The following is a 20,430-nucleotide window of genomic DNA, read 5'->3' as shown; positions in this document are numbered from 1 at the left end:
ACAAGACCGTTCTGTTCGTCGTGCGCCAACTGCACGTCGACTCCCGATTGTTTGTGCCGGTTGACCTTTCGATGTGAGGACCGTACGAGGAAGGGGGCAGACGAACCAAACGCGCATTCACAGTGCTCAATGTGTCCATCTCAGTGCCACGGCAGTCGCTCCACACGACAATGGCCACCTCAGAGATGGTTTACTCACGCAGAAACTGACTCAAAATGGGACCAATTTACGCGCGGGTGACCGTCACGCAACCTCGACCTATTCGATTATGGGGTTAACAGTTCTCCTGGAGTCGGGCTCCTCGCGTGTCACGTGCGTGCAAGGCACCCGACGCGTCCGGCGCTACCGGCGCTTCCGCGAGGTGGGGACAGTACGCTGAGCCCAACGGGATCGGGCCCGCCGCACAGAGTCCAGGAAAGTCCGGGAGGCATGTCATGGCTGCCGAGATGATGGCCCCGGCGTGGATGCACGAGCAGATCACGGCGGAGGAGTACGAGTCGTGGTCCGAGGAGCAGTGCGCCGGCATCGAGATCGTGGATGGAATGGTCGTTGTGAGCCCTAGTGCGTCCAAGCGGCACAACCGGCTGGCCCGGCTCCTGGCGAACGCCCTGGACGCCGCCGCCGGCCCCGATTGGAACGCCGACACGGATTTCGATGTCCGACTGCAGGACGTCCCGCTCACGAATCGCCGTCCGGATGTCACCGTCTACCGCGCGGACACAATCGACATCACGCCCACCCGGCCCGAACATGTACTACTGGTGGTCGAGGTGGTGTCACCGGGCTCGGAGACCACCGACCGGATCGTGAAGGTCGACCAGTACGCCAAGGCGGGCATCGCTTTCTACTGGCGGATCGAGCAGGCCGCGACAGGCGTGCCCCTGGTGTACACCTACGTCCTCGATCCCGCGACGAAGACCTTCCGGAACGGGGACGTGTACATCGGGGTGGTCAAGGTCGCCGCCCCCTTCGCCGTGGAGATCGATCTCAGTCAGGTCTGACCCGCTCGCACCGCATCCAGAAGGGCTGCTCGGTCTGCGCCTTAGCGCCCCGCAGATTCCTGCGGATCGTGTGCGGAAGCGACCGGGATTCTTCGTGCGACCAGGGCACGCAGGTGTAGGCCCTGGGCGGACATGTCACCGCCTCTCATCGGACCGCTCGGTGCTGTCGTGCCCACCGTGAGCACATCGGAGCGGACAACCACGGTCAACAGGAGTACGTCCTGAAGATTCCCGCCGACATCGTCAAGCCACGTCTCCGCAGGCCAGAGGCGACGCAAGTACTCCAGCACCCTCGCTTCCCAAGCTGAGAGCGCGAGTTCGATTCTCGTCACCCGCTCCACATGGAAGCCCCCAGGTCAATGGCCTGGGGCTTATTCATTGCGTGGGCCAATTCGATGGCCTGCTTGTGCGGGGCGCTGGTTTGATGCGTGGTGTGACTTCTGTGGATCTTGGGGATCGTCGGGCGCTGTTGGAGCGGATTGAGCGGTATTACGACGCCGTTCCGCGGTCCGGTGCACGGGTCGAGGGCTTCGGGGCGCTGACGTTGTTCGTTCGGGAGGGGGAGGGGTGGCCCTTCTATGCCCGTCCGGTGCTGGGGCTGTCCGGGGCGGTGAGTGCTGCCGATGTGATGCGGGTTCGGGAGCGGCAGCGGGAGTTGGGTGTTCCGGAGAGTTTCGAGTGGGTCGCCGAGAACACGCCCTCGCTGAGGGGCGCGGTCGAGGAGGCCGGGCTCGTGGTGCATGAGCATCCCTTGATGGTGCTCGGGTCGGACACCGCGACCGCCCCCGAGGTGGCCGGGGGTCTGGTCGTGCGGATCGTCGGGGCCGACGACCCCGTGCTGCCCAGTGCGTTGGCCGTTCCTCGGCTGGCCTTCGCCGACCTCGGGACCCGCGTCGGTGAGGCAGGCCTCAGCGAACTGGCCGAGGTGGTGCGGGAGCGCGCCGGTGACGGGTCGGTGGAGCACCTGGCGGCACGTATCCGGTCGGGTCTGACCTGTGTCGCCGCCGCGGTCGAGGACGGGACGGCACTGTGCACCGGACAGCACCAGCCGGTCGGGAACGTCAGTGAGGTCGTCGGGATAGGGACCCTGCCGGCCGCCCGCCGTCGTGGTCTCGCACTCGCGGTCACCGCGGCACTGGTCGCCGATGCCCGAGCGCGCGGCGCCGAGACCATCTTTCTGTCGGCGGGCGACGACGCCGTCGCCCGGATCTATGCCCGGCTGGGCTTCCGTACCGTGGCGACCGCGCTGATCGCCGAACCCGGCGCCTAGCGCTCCGACTTGGGGGGCCGTTGCATCAGCGCGGCGCCTGCCTCGGCGAGGGTGACCTTCTCGTGGAGCAGGGCGGCGATCACTTCCGTGATCGGCATCTCGACGCCGTGGGTGCGTGCCAGGGCGAGGATCGCCTCCGCCGATGTGACGCCTTCGGTGGTCCGGCGGGTGGCGGCCTTCGCCTGCTCGACGCTCAGGCCGTGGCCGAGGTGGGTGCCGAAGGTGCGGTTGCGGGAGAGGGGGGATGAGCAGGTGGTGACGAGGTCGCCCAGGCCGGACAGGCCCGACAGGGTCGCCGGGTGGGCGCCCATGGCGGTGGCCAGGCGTGTGGTCTCGGCCAGGCCGCGGGTGATGAGCATGGCGGCGGCGTTGTCGCCCAGGTCCATGCCGGAGGCGATGCCGACGGCGAGGGCGATGACGTTCTTCACCGCGCCGCCCAGTTCGCAGCCGGTGACGTCGGTGCTGGTGTACGGGCGGAAGTACGGGGTGTGGCAAGCCTGTTGGAAGCGGCCGGCCGCTTCCTCGTCGGGGCAGGCGACCGTCGCGGCGGCGGGGCGGCCGGCCATGATCTCGCGGGCGAGGTTCGGGCCCGACAGTACGGCTACGCGGTCCGCGTTCACGCCGGTCACCTCGGTGATGACCTCGCTCGCCCGTTTCCCGGTGGCCGTCTCGATACCTTTCATCAGCGACACGATGACGGTGCCGGGACCGATGTGGGGCGCCCAGGAGGAGAGGTTCGTCCGCAGGGACTGGGCCGGGATGGACAGGACGAGGAAGTCCGCGCCGTCGAGCGCGGTGGCCGGGTCGGTCGTGGCTGTGAGGGTGGTGGGCAGGTCGGTGTCCGGGAAGTAGCCGGGGTTGCGGTGCACCGTGTTGATCGCGTCGGCGATCTCGTGGCGGCGGGCGTGCACGGTGACGTCCGTACCGGCGTCGGCCAGGATCTTGGCGACGGCCGTACCCCAGGAACCGGCCGAGAGCACAGCCGCGCGGGCGGGACGGGGCCTGCTCATCGCTGGCTCACTGCGGGGTCCTGTCGTCGCTGGAAGCGGGGTCGTCGCCGGGGTGACGGCCGGGGCTGCTGGGGGCGCTGGGGGCGGTCATCGTATCGGCCGGTGGGTGGGTGCCGTGGGGGCGTGATCTCGCCGGCGTCACCCGTTCGGCGGGGTGGGGGGATCGCTGTTCGTTCTGTTGTCCGGGAACTACCCCGGGATTGTCCGTGATCCGTAACGGACGGAGCCGGTGGCCGTTGGTCCTCGTCCTGCTGGGTGGTCGCGACGTGACCAGCCGGCAATCGGCGAGGAACTGCGGGAGAGCGGGGCGGACATGGCGCGGCACGGCGGCGGGCGGGGCTGGTACGGCAAGGTGCTCGGCGCGGCGCTCGGGGTGACCTTGTTCGCCACCGGTGCCTCGATGTGGACCGCGCAGGCCGGTGGCGTGGGCGGTGGAGCGGGCGGCGGCTCGGCGCCGAAGCCCACCGCGTCGGCGAAGCCGGGCAGCGGTGACGTCGAGCCGGTCGCGAAGACCATCGTGCACGCCTCGGACAAGGGGGCGCGCGGCATCAACCTCACCATCGACGACGGCCCCGACCCCGCGTGGACCCCCCAAGTACTCGACGTGCTGCGGGAGTACGGGGTGAAGGCCACGTTCTGCATGACGGGGACGCAGGCGAAGGCCTATCCGGATCTAGTGAAGAAGGTCGTCGCGGCCGGGCACCGGCTGTGCGACCACTCGGTGTCGCACGACACCACCATGGACAAGAAGTCCCGTGCGTACCAGTCGAAGGAGATCCTCGACGCCGAGCGCATGATCACCGAGGCGTCCGGGGGCGTACGGCCGATGTACTACCGGGCGCCCGGCGGGGCCTTCACCCCGTACAGCCGTACGCTCGCCGCCTCCCGCGGGATGCGACCGCTGGGCTGGAACGTGGACACCAAGGACTTCGAGCGGCCGGGCACGGACGCCATCGTCGCCACCGTCGAGCGGGAGTTGCCCAACGGGCCGACGCTCCTCTTCCACGACGCGGGCGGCGAACGCTCCCAGACCGTCGAGGCCCTGCGCCGGCTCATCCCCCAACTCAAGGAGCAGGGGTACGCCTTCGGGTTCCCGGTGAGGTGAGCCCCGGAACCGGGTGTCGGGGCACTGCGGTCGGCACCCGTCTCACTGCACCGTCGCCCTTCATCGCGACGGTCGCTACTCTGCCCACGTCTTGAGAGTCTCCGAGACCTTGACCGCCGTGAGTTCCGGGAATCGGTCGGTCCCTAGGTCGAAGATCCATACGGGCAGATGCGCGGACATTCCAGCACGATGACGTAGTTGTGGCCGTGCATGCGGGCGCAGGGGTGCCAGCTCGGGAGCCGGTCCAGGACATGGCTGGCCGAGAAGTGGAACTCCTTGGTGATGGTCAGCATGACGGCTCCAGTCTGCCACCCGCCGGCTTTGCCCCTTGTCGGCCGTCCGCCCTGGTCACTGGCCCACCCCTGCACCGTCGAGGATGGCGCTGTTGAGGAGGACCTGGGTGAGGAACCGATCGCGCAGCGAGTCATCGGTGACCAGGTCGGCCTTGCGGGCGACCTCGCGCCGGGCCCGTTCGAGGAGCGTGCGCGCCTCCGCTCCCGCGCCCCCGGCGGCCTGCACGACGGCGGACTGGTACAACACCTCCTCCGTACGGAGAGCGGGCATGTCCCCGACCTCGTCGAGGATGCGCACCGCCTGCCGGGCCTGGTCCTGGGCTCCTGCCGTGTCGCCTTGCCGGAGCAGGACACGGCTGCGCAGGGAGTGCGCGGCGATCTCGCTGCGGATCATGCCGCTCCGCCGCGTCTCGACGCACGTGGCCACCGCCAGCCGGTCCGCCTGGTCCAGGAGCTGTGGGGACGCGTCGGAGGCGAGGAGCATAACCTCGGCATAGAGGTTGCGAACGAGGGGAACGAGGTTCGCCAGCCAGGTCCGCTCCGTCTCGGCCCAGGCGTCGGCGATCAGCTCCAGGGCCTGGTCACGCCTCGTCGGCTGCTCGATGAGAAGGCGGGCGAGCAGCGCCGTGTTGTACGCGTGCCAGCCACTGTCACCTCCCCGGCCAGCCTCGAAGTCGAGAGCCTCGCGCAGAATCTCTCGGGCTTCCCGGTACGCGCCGACGCCCATGTGCACCTGCGCCAGATAGTTGAGCGCTATGGGCAGCTCGGCCTTCAGCGGTTCGTCCCGCAGCCGCTCGGCGCAGCGGCTCAGCCTGGTCAACGCCTCGCTCAGGTGTCCGCTGTCGAAGAGGGTGACGCCGAGCTGCATCTCTCCCAGGTTGCGCGCGTGCTGGAGAACCGGGTCATCGGTATCGCCGAGGCGCGGGTCGGAGGCGTACATCCGCTCGGCCTCCCGCAGCTGGGCCAGGCCGTCGGCCAGCCGTCGCTTGGAGACCTGCCTGCCGTATTCGACCCGGGCCACGAAGAGGGCGACTGGGTCTCCGTGCTGCTCGGCCAGGTCGACGGCCGCGCGCAGCTTCTCCAGGGACGGCACCAGGCCCTGTGTCGCCAGCAGGGTCTTGCCGCGCAGGAGCGTCGTACGGATCTCCAGCTCGGGCGATCCGCAGCGCCTGGCCGCGGCTTCGGCCTCGGCGGCCAGGGCATCGATGTCCGGACCGCCCGCCGGCCGGTGCCGGCCGCGCCAGCGCACCTCCGTCAGCGACAGCAGCAGTTCCACGGCCTGGACGAGCCACCGGTCCCGCGTCTCCTCCTGCTGCGGCAGGTCATGGACCGCCTTGATCACTTCTTCGCAGTGCCGTTCCGCCTCGGCGAAGGACAGCCCCTCCATCGCGGCGTCCCGGGCCAGCCCGTAGTGGACCTCAGCCGAGGCGAGCAGGCATGCGGATCCTCCGCCGCGGAGATGCCGGGCGATCTCCAGCCGGCGTTCCAGCGGCATCCCGTCCACCGGGCCGGAAGTGAGGGCCGCCGCGATCCGGGCGTGCCGGGCTTTCGTCTGCTGTGGGGTCTGCCGGTTGAGGACGACGCCCCACAGAGCACCGTGCTGGAACCGGTAGCCGTCGGACGCGTCCCGTCGCGCCCATTCGGGAGGCCGGGCCGGCAGGATCAGTTGTTGCTGGTGGGCGATGACCCGCAGTCTTTCCATCACCTCGTCGTGCGGTGTTCCACTGACATCGGCGACAGTTCGTGACAGGAAGAACTCGCCCTGGGTCGCCCCGATCGTGAGCAGTTCACGGTCCGGTCCGGTGAGTGGCCGGAGACGATTCTCGACCACGCGCGACAAGCTGCCGGGCAGTTCGACGAAGGGTCCGGAGTTCGGTCGCCACTCCTCTAGACAGAGGGTGACAAAAACGGCGTGGCCAGCGGTCAGACGGCTCAGCTCTTCCGACAGGGCCGGCGGAGCCTCGGGGTGCCGGGAGCGCACCAACTCGGCGACGGCGTCGCGTGGCAGGCCGGGCAGCGCCCGCCGTCGCAGCAGGCCGTCGTTCGCCCAGTCGTGCAGCAGTTCCTCGACCATGGATCCCGGGCCATCGGCGTAGGACCCGTCCGTGGTGTGGCTGAGTACCAGGCCGAGCGGCTCGCCGGGCAGCCGCCGCAGCAACCGGTCGAGGACCAGCAGGCTGCTGGGATCGCTGTATTGGACATCGTCGATGAGCACTACCGTCGGCGGACCCTGCCGCACTAGATCCAGTAAGGCGTCCACGATCTGCACGGCCGCTCCCTGCTGGAAGGGCAGCAGGCTGTCGAACGGCATCGATCCCGAGGCGAGAGACGCTTTCGCGACCTCTCTGCCGAGAGTGAACAGCGCACCCAGCCCGGGAACCATCGCGGATAACACCTCGGGCGCCGAGCGGACAACACCCTGACCGGTGAAGCTCAGCAGCCTGCGGAAGACGCCGGGCCGCTTCGCCTCCGCGTCTTTGGCCAACCGCAGGAGCAGCTCGACGATCGCCCCGTACTGCAGTCCCGATCCGATCGACGGCTGACAGCGCGTGGACACCACACGGCATACGCGCGGTCCACGGGAAGCGGCCACCTCTGCCTCGAATGCCCGGAGCAGTGCCGACTTACCCATGCCCGAGACACCATCGACCACGATCGCGCGGCCACCGCGTCCCGCCGTCACGTCCGCCAGCAGCAAGCGCAACTCGTCCATGTGCTCCACGCGGTCGACAAACCCGGTTTGCATCAGAGCCCCCGTCTCGGTCGTCCGTTGTGGAACTTCCCTGTGCGTAGCGTTACTTGCACCCACGGTAGATCATCACCAGCACACTTCACCGGCGGACGCCGATCCCTTCGGCCGAGCTGAGTCGAGCTGAGTCGAGCCGAGCTGACCAGGACCCGGTTCCTCGACGGCAGAGGTGTGCCCCCCGCCTGCCCCCCACCCTCGAACTTGTCGAATATCGATATGGTCCACTAGTCTGCGGCATATCGAAAATCGATAGGGAGGGTCGGGATGAACACGCGACTGACGAGGATGCTTGCCTCGGTGGCCTGGGGACTGGCGGTGCTGTGTGGGCTGTTCGTCATCGGTGTCGGGGTCAGTCATGGGGTCGATGACGGGGCGGTGTGCGTGGAGACGGGGTTCTGGGCCAATGCCTCAGTCGCGGACGAGACACCGGTCGGCAAGGGCGTGGAGGCGAGCAGCAGTGCCACGCGCCTCTGCCAGCACAGCCCCTCCGTCGGTCAGCGCGCCGCAGAACTCGGCGGCCGACTGCCCTGGCCGCTGTTCAGCTCCCTCGCGCTGCTGCTCTTCTCGCGGCTGCTGAAGGGCGTCATGGAGGACGGGCCGTTCACCGACACCGTCGCGCGACGGCTCACCGTGCTCGGCTGGTTCGTCACCCTGGGCACGCCGCTGGCCGGTCTCGTCGTCGGCTGGTCGCAGTCCTGGCTCGTCGGGAGCATGGCGCCCCTCGTGGGCTCCGGGCCGGCGATCACCGGACCGACGGCGCCGCTCATCCTCGCCGGCCTCGCCGCCGTCGTCATGGGGAAGATCATGCAGCAGGGTGTGCGGATGCGGGAGGACCTGGAAGGGACGATCTGATGCCCGAAGAGGAAGTCCACTCCGATGTCCACTCCATCCGGATCCACCTCGACCGCCTTCTCACCGAGCGCGGCATGACCCTGACCGAACTGTCCGCGCAGGTGGGCATCACCGTGGTCAATCTGTCCGTACTCAAGAACGGGCGCGCCAAGGCCATCCGCTTCTCGACCCTGTCGAGGATCTGCGACGTCCTCCAGTGCCAGCCGGGCGACCTGATCACCCACGACCCGGCGGAGACCTGAGGATGACGGGGCGGTGGTACCGGGGTACCAGTCGGGCCCCGAAGTGGCTCCCTCGGGCCCAGGGAAGCCGTTCATCGCGCTCCTAATCTCGGAAGTGCAGGTCGCGGAGGGTTCGCGGCCCGCCTTCGGAACACGAGAGGAACGCAGCGATGATCGAGGCACGTGAGCTGACCAAGCGGTACGGGGACAAGACGGTGGTCGACCGTCTCTCGTTCACCGTGAAGCCCGGCGAGGTGACCGGGTTCCTGGGGCCGAACGGTGCGGGGAAGTCGACGACGATGCGCATGATCGTCGGACTGGACGCCCCGACCACCGGTGCGGTGACCGTCAACGGGCGCGCCTACGGTCGGCATCCCGCACCGTTGCGCGAGATCGGCACCCTGCTCGACGCCAAGTCCGTCCACCCGGGGCGCAGCGCCTTCGGCCATGTGATGGCGCTGGCGCACACGCACGGCATTCCGCGTCGCCGGGTGGACGAGGTGATCGAGCTGGCGGGCCTGAGCAGCGTGGCCCACAAGCGGGTGGGCGCCTTCTCGCTCGGCATGGGCCAGCGCCTCGGTATCGCAGCCGCCCTCCTCGGCGACCCGGCCGTGATCATGCTGGACGAGCCGGTCAACGGTCTCGACCCGGAAGGCGTGCTCTGGGTACGCAACCTGCTGTCCGGGCTGGCCGCCGAAGGCCGCGCCGTGATGCTGTCCTCGCATCTGATGAGCGAGATGGCGCTGATCGCCGATCACCTCGTGATCATCGGACGGGGGCGGCTCCTCGCGGACAGCTCGCTGAAGGACTTCACGCACCAGGCCGGGGGCGGCGGCGTACGGGTCGTCAGCGACGAGGCCATGAAGCTGCGGGATCTGCTCGCGGCACCGGGGATCACCATCAGCTCCCCCTCCGACGCGGAACTCGTCATCCACGGGTGGTCGGCGCGGGACATCGGTCTGGTCGCGGCCCAGTACGGCGTCGCGCTGGAGGAACTGACCCCGCAGTCCGTCTCGTTGGAGACGGCGTTCATGGAGCTGACCCACGACTCCGTGGAGTACCAGAGTGCCCCCGTGGGCGCCGAGCGAAAGGCCGCCTGAGATGCCTGCCATCCCCAAGATCCCCAGCGCGCTTCGCCGCGGACCCCAGCGCCGCGAGGCCACGCACCGCGTGTCCCCTCTCCGGGAGGCCACCCGCCGGGCGTCCAGCCTCCGCCTGGCCAGTCTCCGCGAGGCCGCGCGCCGCGCCGCACCCGGCGGCGCCGGCGGCCCCGGGTCCCCCGCCCCCGTAACCCCTGGTTCTGGCTCCGGTGCCGGCTCCGTGTCCATCGACCGGACCGGCTGGAAGGTGACCGGCCCCCGCGTGCTGCGCTCGGAGTGGAGCAAGTTCTGGTCGCTGCGCTCCAGTTGGATCACCCTCGCGGTCTCCGTGGTCGTCATGATCGCGTTCGGTGTGATCGCCGCCGCCGTGTACAGCCCCCCGTCGGACGGCTCCGCCCCCGGGACGGACGCCGTGAGCCTGGCGCTGGTCGGCACCTCCATCTCCGGGCTGATCGTCGGAGTGCTCGGCGTGCTGATGTCGGCGGGCGAGTACGGCACCGGCATGGTCCGCTCGACGTACGCCGCGGTGCCCCGGCGCTGGCTGGTCCTGGCCTCCAAGACCGCCGTGATCGGCTCGCTGGTGCTGGTCCTGTCGACGCTCGCCGCGCTGATCTCCTTCGGCCTCGGCAAGGCGGGTCTGCACGGCGAGAAGATCGCGCTGGCCGTGGGCGACGACGGCGTGCTGCGCAGCCTGGCCGGCGCCGGAATCTACCTCGCGCTTTTCGCGATGCTCGGCGTGGCCCTCGGCTCGCTGGTCCGCTCCACGTCCGGAAGCATCGCCGCCCTGGTCGGCGTCGTGATGCTGCTGCCCGGTCTGACCGCCGTACTGCCCGGCGACATGCAGGACTCGCTCGACCCCTACCTCCCGGGCAACGCGGGTGCGTCCATCTACTCCCTGCACACGGCGTCGGACTCGCTGTCGCCCGGCGCGGGCTTCACGGTGTTCGCCGTATGGGTGGCCGTGGCCCTGGCCGCGGCGGCCATCCGGTTGAAGCGGACCGACGTCTGACGGGCACGGCGATGACAACGGCGACAATGAGGCGTATGCGCCCGCACCGCGCGAAGACCACGGACCCATCGCTCCCCACGGCCCCGAAGGCCCCCGAGGACCCGAAGGTCCCGAAGGCCCCCGAGACGGCCCCTGCGACGGCAGCGCCGACACCCCCGCTGCCGCTCGGGTCGGAGGGTGCCTGGGGACACCCGGTCCTGGGCGGTCTGCTGCGCCTCGGCCACCGCCTGCGGGAGCTGGACGAGCGGCGCCCCTGGCTGCTCGACACCGCGGTCGTCCTGGCCGTCGTCGGCCTGAGCCTGCCCGACCTGCTCTCCGCAGGTGCGAACGCCCCCTACGAGGAGGCCGGGGTCCGCGACCGACTGCCGGCCGCGCTCCCGTACCTCCTGACGGCCGCGTTCGTGGTGCCGCTGTGGTGGCGCCGCCGCGCCCCGGCCACCGTGTTCTTCGTGACCGTGGCCGTGTCCCTGGTGCAGATGGGGCTGGGCCTGGGGAACTCGGCCGTACTCGGCTCGCTCGTCGCCCTGTACGCACTGGCCCGGCACGGCTCCCTCGTGCTGCTGGGCTGGGCCGGCTCGGCGTTCGTCGCGGAGAGTCTGCTGTGGGCCTTCGTCAGGGTGCCCGCGGACCACCGGGTGAGCGAGCTGATCTCCGCGGGGGTCGCGGCGGTCGCGGTGGTCGCCAGCGGTCTGACCGTACGGACCCGGCGGATGTATCTGACAGCGCTGGAGGACCATGCCCGGCGCCTGGACATCGAACGGGACCAGCGCGCCAGGCTCGCCGCCGCCGCCGAACGCACCCGGGTCGCCCGCGAGATGCACGACATCGTGGGCCACAGCCTCTCGGTCATGGTCACCCTCGCGGACGGCGCCGCGACCCTGGCCACCCGCGACAACGAACAGTCGGCCCCGGCCCTGCGCCTCCTGGGCGACACCGGCCGGCAGGCGATGGGAGAGCTGCGGCGCGTCCTGGGCATCCTGCGCGACGACGAGGGCGCCGCGGGCCCCCGGCTCAGCCCGCAGCCCGGCATCGGCGACCTGGACGCGCTCCTCGCCCGGGTCCGCGCGGCGGGCCTCCCGGTGACGTACCGCACCACGGGCGCCCTCGGCACGCTGGGCAGCGGGCTGCAACTCGCCGTGTACCGGATCGTCCAGGAGGCCCTGACCAACACCCTCAAACACGCGGGTACGGCCGCCGGTACGGAGGTGTCCGTGACCGCCGAGGCAGGGACGGTACGGGTCAGGGTCACCGACACCGGCACCCCGCCCGGCGCCGCCGCGCCCGCGATGCCCGCGTCGGCGGCCGACGAGCCCGGCCACGGCCTGATCGGCATCCGCCAGCGCGCCGCGCTCTACGGCGGCAATGTCACCCTCGGCCCGCGCGACGACCGGCCCGGCTGGATCGTGGACGTCCAGCTGGACGCGACGACGGATGCGAGTACTGAGGCGAGCACCACTGAGGCGAGCGCCGGGGCGGGCACCGAGGCGCCCACCGACCCGAGCACCGACCCGAGCACCGACCCCGCACACCGGACGGAGGGCCGACCCGCTCCATGACCACCACCGTGCTGATCGTCGACGACCAACCCCTGCAACGCCTCGGCTTCCGCATGCTCCTCGAAGGCACCCCCGGGGTGACCCCGGTCGGCGAGGCGGCGCACGGGGCCGCGGCCGTACGTCTGGTGGCCGAACTGCGGCCGGACGTCGCCCTCATGGACATCCGTATGCCCGGCATGGACGGTCTTGAGGCCACCCGCCGGATCGTCGCGTCCGGCGGGCGTACCCGCGTCCTCATCGTGACCACCTTCGATCTGGACGAGTACGCGTACGAGGGTCTGCGGGCCGGAGCCAGCGGCTTCCTGCTCAAGAACGCCCGCCCGGAAGAGCTGGTGGCGGGCATCCAGGCGGTGGCGACCGGCGACGCCGTCGTGGCCCCGAGCCTGACCCGGCGCCTCCTGGACGCCTACGCCCACCAGGTCCTCGCCCCCGACCCCACATCGGCCGGGGACCCCCGGCTGCGGGACCTCAGCTTCCGGGAGCACGAAGTCCTGGTCGCGATCGGCAACGGCTGGACCAACACCGAGATCGCCGAACGGCTCGTCCTGTCCGAGTCGACCGTGAAGAAGCACGTCAGCCGGGTCCTGGCGAAGATCGGCGCACGCGACCGCATCCAGGCCGTGATCCTCGCGTACGACGCCGGCCTCGTCCGGCCCAGACACTGACCGGGGGAGCGCCCGATGCGCAAGTTACTCGTCGCCGTCGTGATCATCGCCGCCTTGCTGGCCCTGTCGAACCACAGCAAGAGCCAGCGGGGAACCCTGCCCGACCTGCGCGGCCTCAAGCTGTCCCTCGCCCAGAGCAAGGCCCGCGCCGAAGGTTTCAACCGCATCGAATCCCAGGACGCCACCCGGGAGGACCGAAGCCAACTGTTCGGCGACAACTGGAAGGTGTGCTCCCAGATACCGGAGCCCGGCGACCACTCCCTCACCACCCTGATCGCGGTGACGGTGGTCAAGACCGAGGAGCGGTGTCCGCGCGGCTGACACCCGTACGCACTCATCCACAGCCGTACGTGTGGCGTAGATCACGGGAAGTCGGTGAGGGGTGCCGGACAGCTGTCTGAGGTGAGCACTCAACTGCGTACCCGGATCAGAGCCGGGGATTCGGCCGCGTTCGCGGAGCTGTTCGACAGCTATGCGCGCGCGGTCTACAACCATGCCTTCCGGCTGAGCGCCGACTGGGCGACCGCCGAGGACGTCATGGCCGCGACCTTCATGGAGGCGTGGCGGCTGCGTGACCGGGTCGATCCCGAGGGCGGGTCGCTGCGCCCCTGGCTGCTGGGCATCGCCACCAACACCGCACGCAATCAGTTCCGTTCCCACCGCCGGTACCGGGCCGCCGCCGGTGCCGCAGCCGCGGCCGAGCTGTCGGTGCCCGACCACGCCGACGAGGTGGCGGGGCGGCTCGACGACCGCCGCCGGCTCGCCACCGTCCTCACCTCGCTCGCCGCGCTGCGCAGACCGGAGCGTGAGGTCATCGCGCTCTGCCTCGGCGAGGGCCTGGACTACGAGGCAGCCGCGGAAGCGCTCGGCATCCCCGTCGGCACGGTCGCGTCCCGGCTGTCCCGGGCCCGTAAGAAGCTGCGGGCGCTGGCCGAGGCCGAGTTGGCCCGTCCCCTGAGCGCGACGGCCCGCCCGGCGACCGAGCTGTCGCGGCCCGAGGCGGAGACGGCGCACAAGAAGGTACGAGGGAAGGTCCGGGAGAAAGTTCGCGGGAAAGTTCGCGGGAATCGGGAAGTCGTCCGCCCCGCCCGACAGACAAGAGGCGATCACGAACACGCGATCCGGCCCGCACAGGAAGGAAGCCCATGAACGCGAACCCGTCCCGGAAGACCTCGTCCCGGCAGCACCCGGATGAGACGGCGGATCTGCTGTCCCGTACCGCGCGCGACCTGCCACCGGGCCGTCACCAGTTCCACAAGGAGCATCTGATGGCCCAGATCAACGACATGCGGCAGAACGACCAGCGGAGCCAGCGGCGGTTCCGGCTGCCGCGCCCCGCCATCGCGTTGCCCGCGATGGCCGCGGTCGTCGCGGGCGCGGTCGTCGCCGCGACGGCGATGACCGACAGCGGCGGGGTCAGGGACGGCGGGGTCGCCACCGGACCGGTCCTGATGACGACCGTCGGCGCCGCGAGCACCGACGGCCTGCCCCACCTGCTCGACCAGATCTCGCTGGCGGCGGCTGCCGACTCGTCCCGCCCGACCGTGAAGCCCGGTCAGTACATCTACATCGAGTCCAGGACGGCCGACACCTTCGTCAAGACCGTCGACGGCAAGAGCAGCCTGGCCAGCTACGCGCTGCACAAGCGCCAGGTGTGGAAGTCCCCGGACGGCACCAAGGGCTGGCTGATCGATCCGGCGGTCAACGACGGCCCCGAGGGCGAGACCCTGAGCCTGCCCGACGAGCAGGGCAACATCCCGAAGGCGAACATCAACGGTCCCTCGTACGACTACCTGACCAAGCTGACCACCGACCCCGACAAGCTCCTCGCGAAGATCTACAAGGAGACCGAGGGGCAGGGCAACTCCCCCGACCAGCAGGCGTTCAGCACCATCGGGGACCTGCTCGGCGAGAGCTACCCGCCCGCCGAGCTGTACTCCGCGCTGTTCAGGACCGCCGCGAAGATCCCCGGGGTCGTCGTCGTGAACGACGTGGAGGACGCGATCGGCCGGCCCGGTGTCGCGGTGGCCCGCCTTGACGAGTACAGCGGTCAGCGCGAGGAGTGGATCTTCGACAAGAAGACCCATGTCTTCCTCGGCGAGCGCAACATCCAGGTGAAGCAGCTCAGCGGCGACGACGGCCTGGTCAAGCCCGGCACGGTCAACCACACCAGCGTCATCGTCAAGCGGGCGGTGGTGGACGGGATGAAGCAGACACCGGCCCCGGCCCCGGCCTCGGCCTCGTAGGGGGCGTTCAGGGGGGTCAGGCGTTGAGTGCCGCCGCTGCCGCCTCGATCAGCGTGTCGAGGGTGTGCGGTGATCTGAGGAGCAGTTGGGCGGCGACGGTGGCGCGGTCGCCGGGGTGTGCGCGGTCGCGCAGGAGGTGGTCGCCGGGGGCGGGCAGCGCCTCCTCGACCAGCAGACCGCCGTCTCTGCCGTACCGGGCACGGAGGCGGTCGATGGTGCGGAGGGCGGGCAGGGCGTCGAAGTCCACGGGGGTCTGCGGGGTGTCCCTACGCACGCGTACGAAGCCGAACCGTGGCAGGCGGTCCACGTCCCGCAGCGCGGCGAGCCGGATGACCTTGTCGCGGTCGGTGTCGCCGGGGTCCCAGAGCCGCGTATCGGCGATGCGGTGGCTCGCCGGGCCGACGACGAGCCGCCCGCCGACGGTCAGCCGGGGCACACGGCGGGCGCCGGGGAAGGCACCGGCCAGCCCGTCGCACCGCAGGACGGTGCCCGTGCCGGGGTGACGGGCCGTCAGGAGGACGCGCAGGAGGTGGTCGTACGGGGGCATCGGGGTGCGGGTGGCGTGGTGGACGGGGACGATACGGCGCCCGTCCGCCTCGGCGACGACCCGGGTGCCCTCGCGGCGCAGGGTGATGCGGTCGAGGGGGAGGTACCGGGCGCCGGTGAGCCCTGTGGTGCCGTAGTACGGCGCCGGATCCGGGTCGCCGGTCCACCAGGAGGTGAGCCGGGGGCGGCGGACGGCGTTGGCGGCGCGTTCGGCGAGGGGCGGTACGAGGACTTCTACGAAGTGGATGTCGGCGGTGCGTTCCACCGCGGTGAGGAAGCCTCGGTAGTGCGCGGTGTTGTCGTAACCCGTGTTGTCGTAAGCCGTGTTGTCGTAAGCCGTGTTGTCGTGGCCGGTGATGAGGGTGTCCAGGGTGTCGGCGAAGCGGGCGTCCAGGACGGCGGCCGGGGACGCCGACTCCAGTACGGCGAGGGGTCCGTGGCCGCCGAGCGGTCGTACCAGACAGTCCAGCGGCCAGGGCGGCATCGCTTCCTCGGCGCGGGGTGCGCCCACCGCGTCGAGCAGGGCGTCATCGATGTCGAAGGAGTCCGCGTACCCGTCCTGGTCGCGTTGGTCGCGGAGGTGGTCGAGGAGGCGTGCGTAGCCCGAGTCGGGGGTGCGGGCGGGGTGCCAGCCCTCGTAGCAGGGCCTCCTCGTCGCCGACTGCCCTTGGTGTTCCGGGGGTTCGAGGAAGGATCTGAGCGGGCGGGGCTCGGTGTCGAGGCCGGGGAGGGGGTCGGGTGGGGTGCCGGTGTCGGGGGTGTCGGCGCGGTCGGCTCGGCGGAGTGCGGTGAGCCGGGCGGCGGTCCGCAGTCCGGTGTGGATGATGTCGACGGCCTCGGCGGGGACGGTGAGGGGCCGGCGGCCGGGGGTCTCGGCCCGGCGGTAGGAGTCGAGGAACCAGTCGGAGGGGACGGCCGTGGTGACGCCGCCGGGCCAGGGGGCGGGGTGGGGAAGGGGGGCGGCTCTCGGGCGCGGGGCGGTCCAGCCGCTGTGGACCCGGTGGGGCGGGGCGCAGGTCTCCAGTACGCCGAGACGGTGGAGGTGGGCGAGGAAGTTCCGTAGCGCGTGGCGGGCGGTTTCGGCGCGTTCGCCCGTGATCCCTGCGAGCAGTTCGGTCTCGATCTCGCCGACGGGTCTGGGTCCGGTGGCGAGGCGTGCCATCACGGCGTCCAGGGCGGGGGTGCGGACCAGGTCGATCCGGCGGAGGGTGCCGGGGTGGGCGGGGTCGATGACGCCGTAGTGGAGGTGTCCGTGCGGGGCGCCGTTCTTCGAGGCGCCGTTGCCTTCGGGGGTGGTGAAGTGGAGCGGCGCCGGGGCGATCATCGTGGTGGCGTCGGCGGTGGTGAGGTCGAGGGCGTTGAGCCGGGTGCGGAGGGTGTGGACGTTGTGGGAGACCTCGGCGGCCATGGCGGTGAGGACGGAGCCGGGGGTGAGGAGGCGGGGGACGGTCAGGGTCCGATCGAGGGTCGGGGTGATGGGCAGGGGGGCGATCTGCCCCACCCAGTCACGCGGGGTCGTCTTGATGGCGGCCCGTGCCAGCGCGCGCCACAGGAAGGTGCTGTTCCTGCGCAGGCGGGCGCTGGACCAGTGCTCCCCACGGTCGAGCCTGCGTTGCACGGTCTCCGTCAGCTCGGGGGCGGTGCTGTCGAGGAAGACACGCATGACGGGGTGGGCGCGCGCCAGTTCCCAGCACAGCTCCCCGACTCGCTCCCACTCCTCGGCCGTGGCGCGTGCGAGGGCGTCGTACTCCTCGGCGAGCGCGTTGTCGGCGACGTACAGATCATGCGCCTGTCGCCAACGGGCCGCGGGCACCCCGGTACCCAGCGCCAGCAGGCGGCAGTCGGCGGCGTCGGGCGCGGCGCCGGAGTGGAGGCGTCTGCGGAGCGCGATGACCGCGCGGCGGTGCGGAGAGTGCGGCGGGAGGCGGGGGACGACGGTGGTACCGAGCAGGTCGGCCAGGGTGCGGGCCCGCTCCGCGAGGGTTTGACGGGCCCGGTGGTAGGCGGTCGCCCGCGCGAAGAGGTGAGGGTTGCCGGCGGCGGCCCAGGAGGATGCGGGGAGGCCGGCGGCGCGGAGGAGGGCGGTGGCGGTACGGGGACGGGTAGGGGTGTCGGTGTGGGCGCTGTTACCGGTGTCGGTCCTGGCGCCTGGAAACGGACCCGGAATCATCGGGAAATCCACCGCCTTCCTCTCGGCAGTTTCCCCAAGAAAACCCCGCGACAAAAGCGCGAATTTGAGCCACGTAACACCTATGGCCTCGGCATAATCAATTCACCGAGCCCACGAGAATATCTTCATATTTGAACCCGCCCCACCGCAAAGGGCGGGGCGGGTTCAGTTGGTGAGGTCCAGTTGGTGAGATTCAGTCGGTGAGGTTCAGTCGGTGAAGTTGAGGTACTTCCAGGAGCCGTGGGTCGTGGAGTTGACGTTGTCGCCGGAGGAGCCGTTGATGTACGACGAGCGCATACGGGCGCGGATGCCGGACTCGCCCGGGGCCTCCAGGCGCACGGTCGACTTGCCGTTGGTGCCCAGGCGGAAGTACTCGTAGCCCGCGTCGTACCAGCGGCCCTGGTAGTACACCTGGAGCTGGAAACGCTGCTTGCGGCCGGAGTAGTAGTTCATCGTCGTGGTGAACACCGGGTCGGTGTTCTTGCGGAAGTAGTAATACGTCGTGGAGCCGATCTTGCCCGTCTTGTAGTGCTTGGAGACGGAGGTGGAGACCTTCGCGTGGGCGTACGCGACCGACTTCGCGGTCTTGCCGGCCGAGCGGGCGTCACCGGCGAAGACGGCGGTGACGGTGGTGTCGCGGGTCATGTCGACGGTCGCCGACACATTGCCCCGGGAGTTGACCTTGGCCGTCTTGAGCAGCTTCTTCGGCTTGTCGGTGCCGAAGGGGTCCGCGTAGAGCGAGACGGTGCGGTTCTTGTACGTCGAACCGAGGTGCGCGGTGAACGTGACGTCCTTGCCGTACGCGTACAGCTTGCCGTTGTTGTTCAGGGTCAGCGAGGTCGCCTTGCGCGAGACCTCCACGGCGTCGGAGCCGGCGGCGGGGGCGTGCGTGCTGTCGCCCGCGTACGCGACCTTGTAGGTGACCTTGCCGCCGGCGGGCGGGGTGTCCGTGAAGGAGAAGGTGCCGTCCGCCTTGGTCTTGACGGCGGGCAGCGCCTTGCCGTTCGGGGACTCCAGGTCCGTACGGGTCACCGTCAGAGCGGTACCCGCGGCGAGGAGCGTCTTCGAGGTCAGCTTGCCGGTGACGGTGAGCTTCTTGGCGCGCTCCGACTTGGCGGGGGCCGACACCTTGAGGGTGGGCAGTTCCTTGGTGGGGTCCGTCAGGGCGCGCAGGGTGTAGGTGCCGTAGGTGTTCACCGAGACGGCGAAGACGCGGCTGGCGTCGGGCGCCCAGGCGAGCGCGCCGTCCACGAGCGGGTCGGCGCCGCTGCTGTTACCGGTGTTGGGGAAGTCGTACTCCCGCACCGGCACCGGGTCGCCGGGCCGGTAGATGTGGACGTCGGGGTCGTACGAGGAGTCGCTGCCGCCCGCGACGCTGCCGTCGGGCGCGACCCGTACGGCGTTCGGGTAGGCGTCGATGGGGTAGCCGGCCTGCTTGGAGAGGTCGGTGGTCGCGTAGGCGCCGATGCCGTAGCCGTAGCCCGGGTTGCCCCACGAGGTGAGCACCTGGCTGCCGTCGGGCGTCAGGTCCAGTTGCTTCACCCCGGTGTCCATGTCGCCCTTGACCCGCATGGTGGCGCCGTCGGCCGAGACGTCGTACACGGCGAGCCTGCCGCCGTTGCCCGCCACCAGGACGCCCGGCACGGCCGGATCGGCGGCCAGGAACATCCCGAAGGCGCCGGAGAAGTCGACGTCGCCGCGCTGGGCGCGGTGGACGACGGGTTCGGCGCCGGAGATGTCGAGCGAGCCGAAGTCGGTGCCGTGGGCGAACCAGATCCGGCCGTCCACGACCTCCAGGTCGCCCGGGGCCGCGCCGACCGGGTAGTTCGCGGTCTGGGTGTACGTGCCCGTCTCCACCGAGACGATCCGGTTGGTGTTCTTCACGGCGGCGTACACCTGCCCCGAGTCCGCCGACAGCGCGAGGCCGGTCACGCCGGAGAGCCCGGTCAGTGTCGCCTTCACGGTGCCCGCGTAGTCCGTGACGACGATTTTCCCTCCGGTCGGATCGGAGACGTACACCCGCCGGTGTGTGCCGTCCACGACGATGTCGCCGACCGACTTCACCGGAAGCACTTTGGCGGAGTCGGCCGCCGCCGGACCCGCCGTACCCACGGCCAGAGCCGCGGAGCTGAGCACGACGGCGAGCGCCGTCGCGATGGAGATGCTGCGCGTACGCACAGTGATGAGACCCCCCACAGAAGAAGCCCGGCACCCCGGACTTGAGACAAACCGGCCGCGCGTCCCCCCTCACACCTGTGAAGGGTGTGTGGACACTTGCCGGAGGTGCAGCGTATGGCATGGCGGGGACAATCGGGCACTGAGATATGACGGCTCGACGCTGCCGCTGATCAGGCGTCGGTGAGGGTCCAGGAGTGGGGGTGGGGGTGGTTGAGGTAGAGGGTGCAGGCGTCGGCGTCGGGGCCGCCGGGGGTTTCGCACCAGGGGAGGTTGTCGTAGTGGGGGGTGGTGTTTTCGGTGTCCCAGCGGGCCCAGAGGGCGTGGGTGGGTTGGTGGTTCCAGTCCCATACGTGGTCGGCGTGTGGGCCGGGGTGTCCGTGGGCGAGTTCGCAGTGGGTGTGGGTGGGGGTGTGGGCGAGGTCGTTGCCGAGGACGCGGCCTTGTCCGGCGAGGATGGCG

The 20,430-nt window shown here is 70.4% G+C and carries 18 protein-coding genes; 12 read left to right on the top strand and 6 right to left on the bottom strand.

Going from position 1 to position 20,430, the window contains the following annotated elements; genetic code table 11:
* Positions 1-434: 434 nt before the first annotated feature.
* Both ACIQNU_RS40680 and ACIQNU_RS40675 read left to right on the top strand, forming a co-directional pair.
* On the top strand, positions 435-1,001 hold the full coding sequence (locus tag ACIQNU_RS40680) for a Uma2 family endonuclease (RefSeq protein ID WP_401376801.1): 567 nt from the start codon (positions 435-437) through the stop codon (positions 999-1,001).
* Positions 1,002-1,590: 589 nt separating this feature from the next.
* The gene (locus ACIQNU_RS40675) at positions 1,591-2,271 is read left to right on the top strand and encodes a GNAT family N-acetyltransferase (protein WP_401376798.1); all 681 of its coding nucleotides are present in this window, start codon (positions 1,591-1,593) and stop codon (positions 2,269-2,271) included.
* Here ACIQNU_RS40675 and ACIQNU_RS40670 read toward each other — a convergent pair.
* The gene (locus ACIQNU_RS40670; RefSeq protein WP_401376795.1) at positions 2,268-3,281 is read right to left on the bottom strand and encodes an NAD(P)H-dependent glycerol-3-phosphate dehydrogenase; all 1,014 of its coding nucleotides are present in this window, start codon (positions 3,279-3,281) and stop codon (positions 2,268-2,270) included. The genes ACIQNU_RS40675 and ACIQNU_RS40670 overlap by 4 nt on opposite strands.
* Before the next feature lie 313 nt (positions 3,282-3,594).
* Between ACIQNU_RS40670 and ACIQNU_RS40665 the strand changes: the two genes are divergently transcribed.
* Positions 3,595-4,386: a polysaccharide deacetylase family protein gene (locus ACIQNU_RS40665; RefSeq protein WP_401376793.1), complete on the top strand. Its 792-nt coding sequence runs from the start codon at positions 3,595-3,597 to the stop codon at positions 4,384-4,386.
* A 143-nt stretch (positions 4,387-4,529) separates the two neighbouring features.
* On the opposite strand, the gene ACIQNU_RS40660 is transcribed toward ACIQNU_RS40665, so the two are convergent.
* On the bottom strand, positions 4,530-4,679 hold the full coding sequence (locus ACIQNU_RS40660; RefSeq protein ID WP_401376790.1) for a 6-pyruvoyl trahydropterin synthase family protein: 150 nt from the start codon (positions 4,677-4,679) through the stop codon (positions 4,530-4,532).
* A 55-nt stretch (positions 4,680-4,734) separates the two neighbouring features.
* The gene (locus ACIQNU_RS40655; protein WP_401376788.1) at positions 4,735-7,425 is read right to left on the bottom strand and encodes an AAA family ATPase; all 2,691 of its coding nucleotides are present in this window, start codon (positions 7,423-7,425) and stop codon (positions 4,735-4,737) included.
* A 267-nt stretch (positions 7,426-7,692) separates the two neighbouring features.
* Here ACIQNU_RS40655 and ACIQNU_RS40650 point away from each other — a divergent pair, with 267 nt between their 5' ends.
* The 9 genes from ACIQNU_RS40650 to ACIQNU_RS40610 all read left to right on the top strand — a co-directional run bounded on the left by ACIQNU_RS40650 (position 7,693) and on the right by ACIQNU_RS40610 (position 15,077).
* On the top strand, positions 7,693-8,280 hold the full coding sequence (locus tag ACIQNU_RS40650) for a DUF2975 domain-containing protein (protein WP_401376785.1): 588 nt from the start codon (positions 7,693-7,695) through the stop codon (positions 8,278-8,280).
* On the top strand, positions 8,280-8,522 hold the full coding sequence (locus ACIQNU_RS40645; protein WP_401376783.1) for a helix-turn-helix domain-containing protein: 243 nt from the start codon (positions 8,280-8,282) through the stop codon (positions 8,520-8,522). Before ACIQNU_RS40650 ends, ACIQNU_RS40645 begins: the two co-directional genes overlap by 1 nt.
* Before the next feature lie 149 nt (positions 8,523-8,671).
* The gene (locus ACIQNU_RS40640; protein WP_401376781.1) at positions 8,672-9,601 is read left to right on the top strand and encodes an ABC transporter ATP-binding protein; all 930 of its coding nucleotides are present in this window, start codon (positions 8,672-8,674) and stop codon (positions 9,599-9,601) included.
* Positions 9,602-9,821: 220 nt separating this feature from the next.
* On the top strand, positions 9,822-10,610 hold the full coding sequence (locus ACIQNU_RS40635) for an ABC transporter permease (RefSeq protein WP_401376778.1): 789 nt from the start codon (positions 9,822-9,824) through the stop codon (positions 10,608-10,610).
* A 35-nt stretch (positions 10,611-10,645) separates the two neighbouring features.
* On the top strand, positions 10,646-12,166 hold the full coding sequence (locus tag ACIQNU_RS40630) for a sensor histidine kinase (protein ID WP_401376776.1): 1,521 nt from the start codon (positions 10,646-10,648) through the stop codon (positions 12,164-12,166).
* Complete coding sequence (locus ACIQNU_RS40625; protein WP_401376774.1) at positions 12,163-12,831, top strand: response regulator; 669 nt, start codon at positions 12,163-12,165, stop codon at positions 12,829-12,831. The genes ACIQNU_RS40630 and ACIQNU_RS40625 overlap by 4 nt, the downstream gene beginning before the upstream one ends.
* A 15-nt stretch (positions 12,832-12,846) precedes the next feature.
* The gene (locus tag ACIQNU_RS40620; protein WP_401376771.1) at positions 12,847-13,152 is read left to right on the top strand and encodes a hypothetical protein; all 306 of its coding nucleotides are present in this window, start codon (positions 12,847-12,849) and stop codon (positions 13,150-13,152) included.
* Between the two features lie 81 nt (positions 13,153-13,233).
* Complete coding sequence (locus ACIQNU_RS40615) at positions 13,234-13,980, top strand: RNA polymerase sigma factor (protein ID WP_401376769.1); 747 nt, start codon at positions 13,234-13,236, stop codon at positions 13,978-13,980.
* A complete protein-coding gene (locus ACIQNU_RS40610; protein ID WP_401376766.1) occupies positions 13,977-15,077 on the top strand; it encodes a CU044_5270 family protein in 1,101 nt (366 codons plus the stop codon). The genes ACIQNU_RS40615 and ACIQNU_RS40610 overlap by 4 nt, the downstream gene beginning before the upstream one ends.
* 16 nt (positions 15,078-15,093) lie before the next feature.
* On the opposite strand, the gene ACIQNU_RS40605 is transcribed toward ACIQNU_RS40610, so the two are convergent.
* From ACIQNU_RS40605 to ACIQNU_RS40595, 3 genes are all read right to left on the bottom strand, one after another.
* Positions 15,094-17,793 carry a lantibiotic dehydratase gene (locus tag ACIQNU_RS40605; RefSeq protein WP_401376763.1) on the bottom strand — a complete coding sequence of 900 codons (2,700 nt, stop codon included), beginning with the start codon at positions 17,791-17,793 and terminating at the stop codon, positions 15,094-15,096.
* Between the two features lie 207 nt (positions 17,794-18,000).
* The gene (locus ACIQNU_RS40600) at positions 18,001-19,971 is read right to left on the bottom strand and encodes a YncE family protein (protein ID WP_401376761.1); all 1,971 of its coding nucleotides are present in this window, start codon (positions 19,969-19,971) and stop codon (positions 18,001-18,003) included.
* Between the two features lie 170 nt (positions 19,972-20,141).
* On the bottom strand, positions 20,142-20,430 hold a 289-nt coding region (locus tag ACIQNU_RS40595), incomplete at its 5' end, for a hypothetical protein (protein WP_401376758.1).

Origin of the sequence: Streptomyces sp. NPDC091292 (genome assembly GCF_044757265.1) — a bacterium.
GTDB lineage: Bacteria > Actinomycetota > Actinomycetes > Streptomycetales > Streptomycetaceae > Streptomyces.
This window is presented reverse-complemented; position numbering and strand designations above follow the sequence as displayed.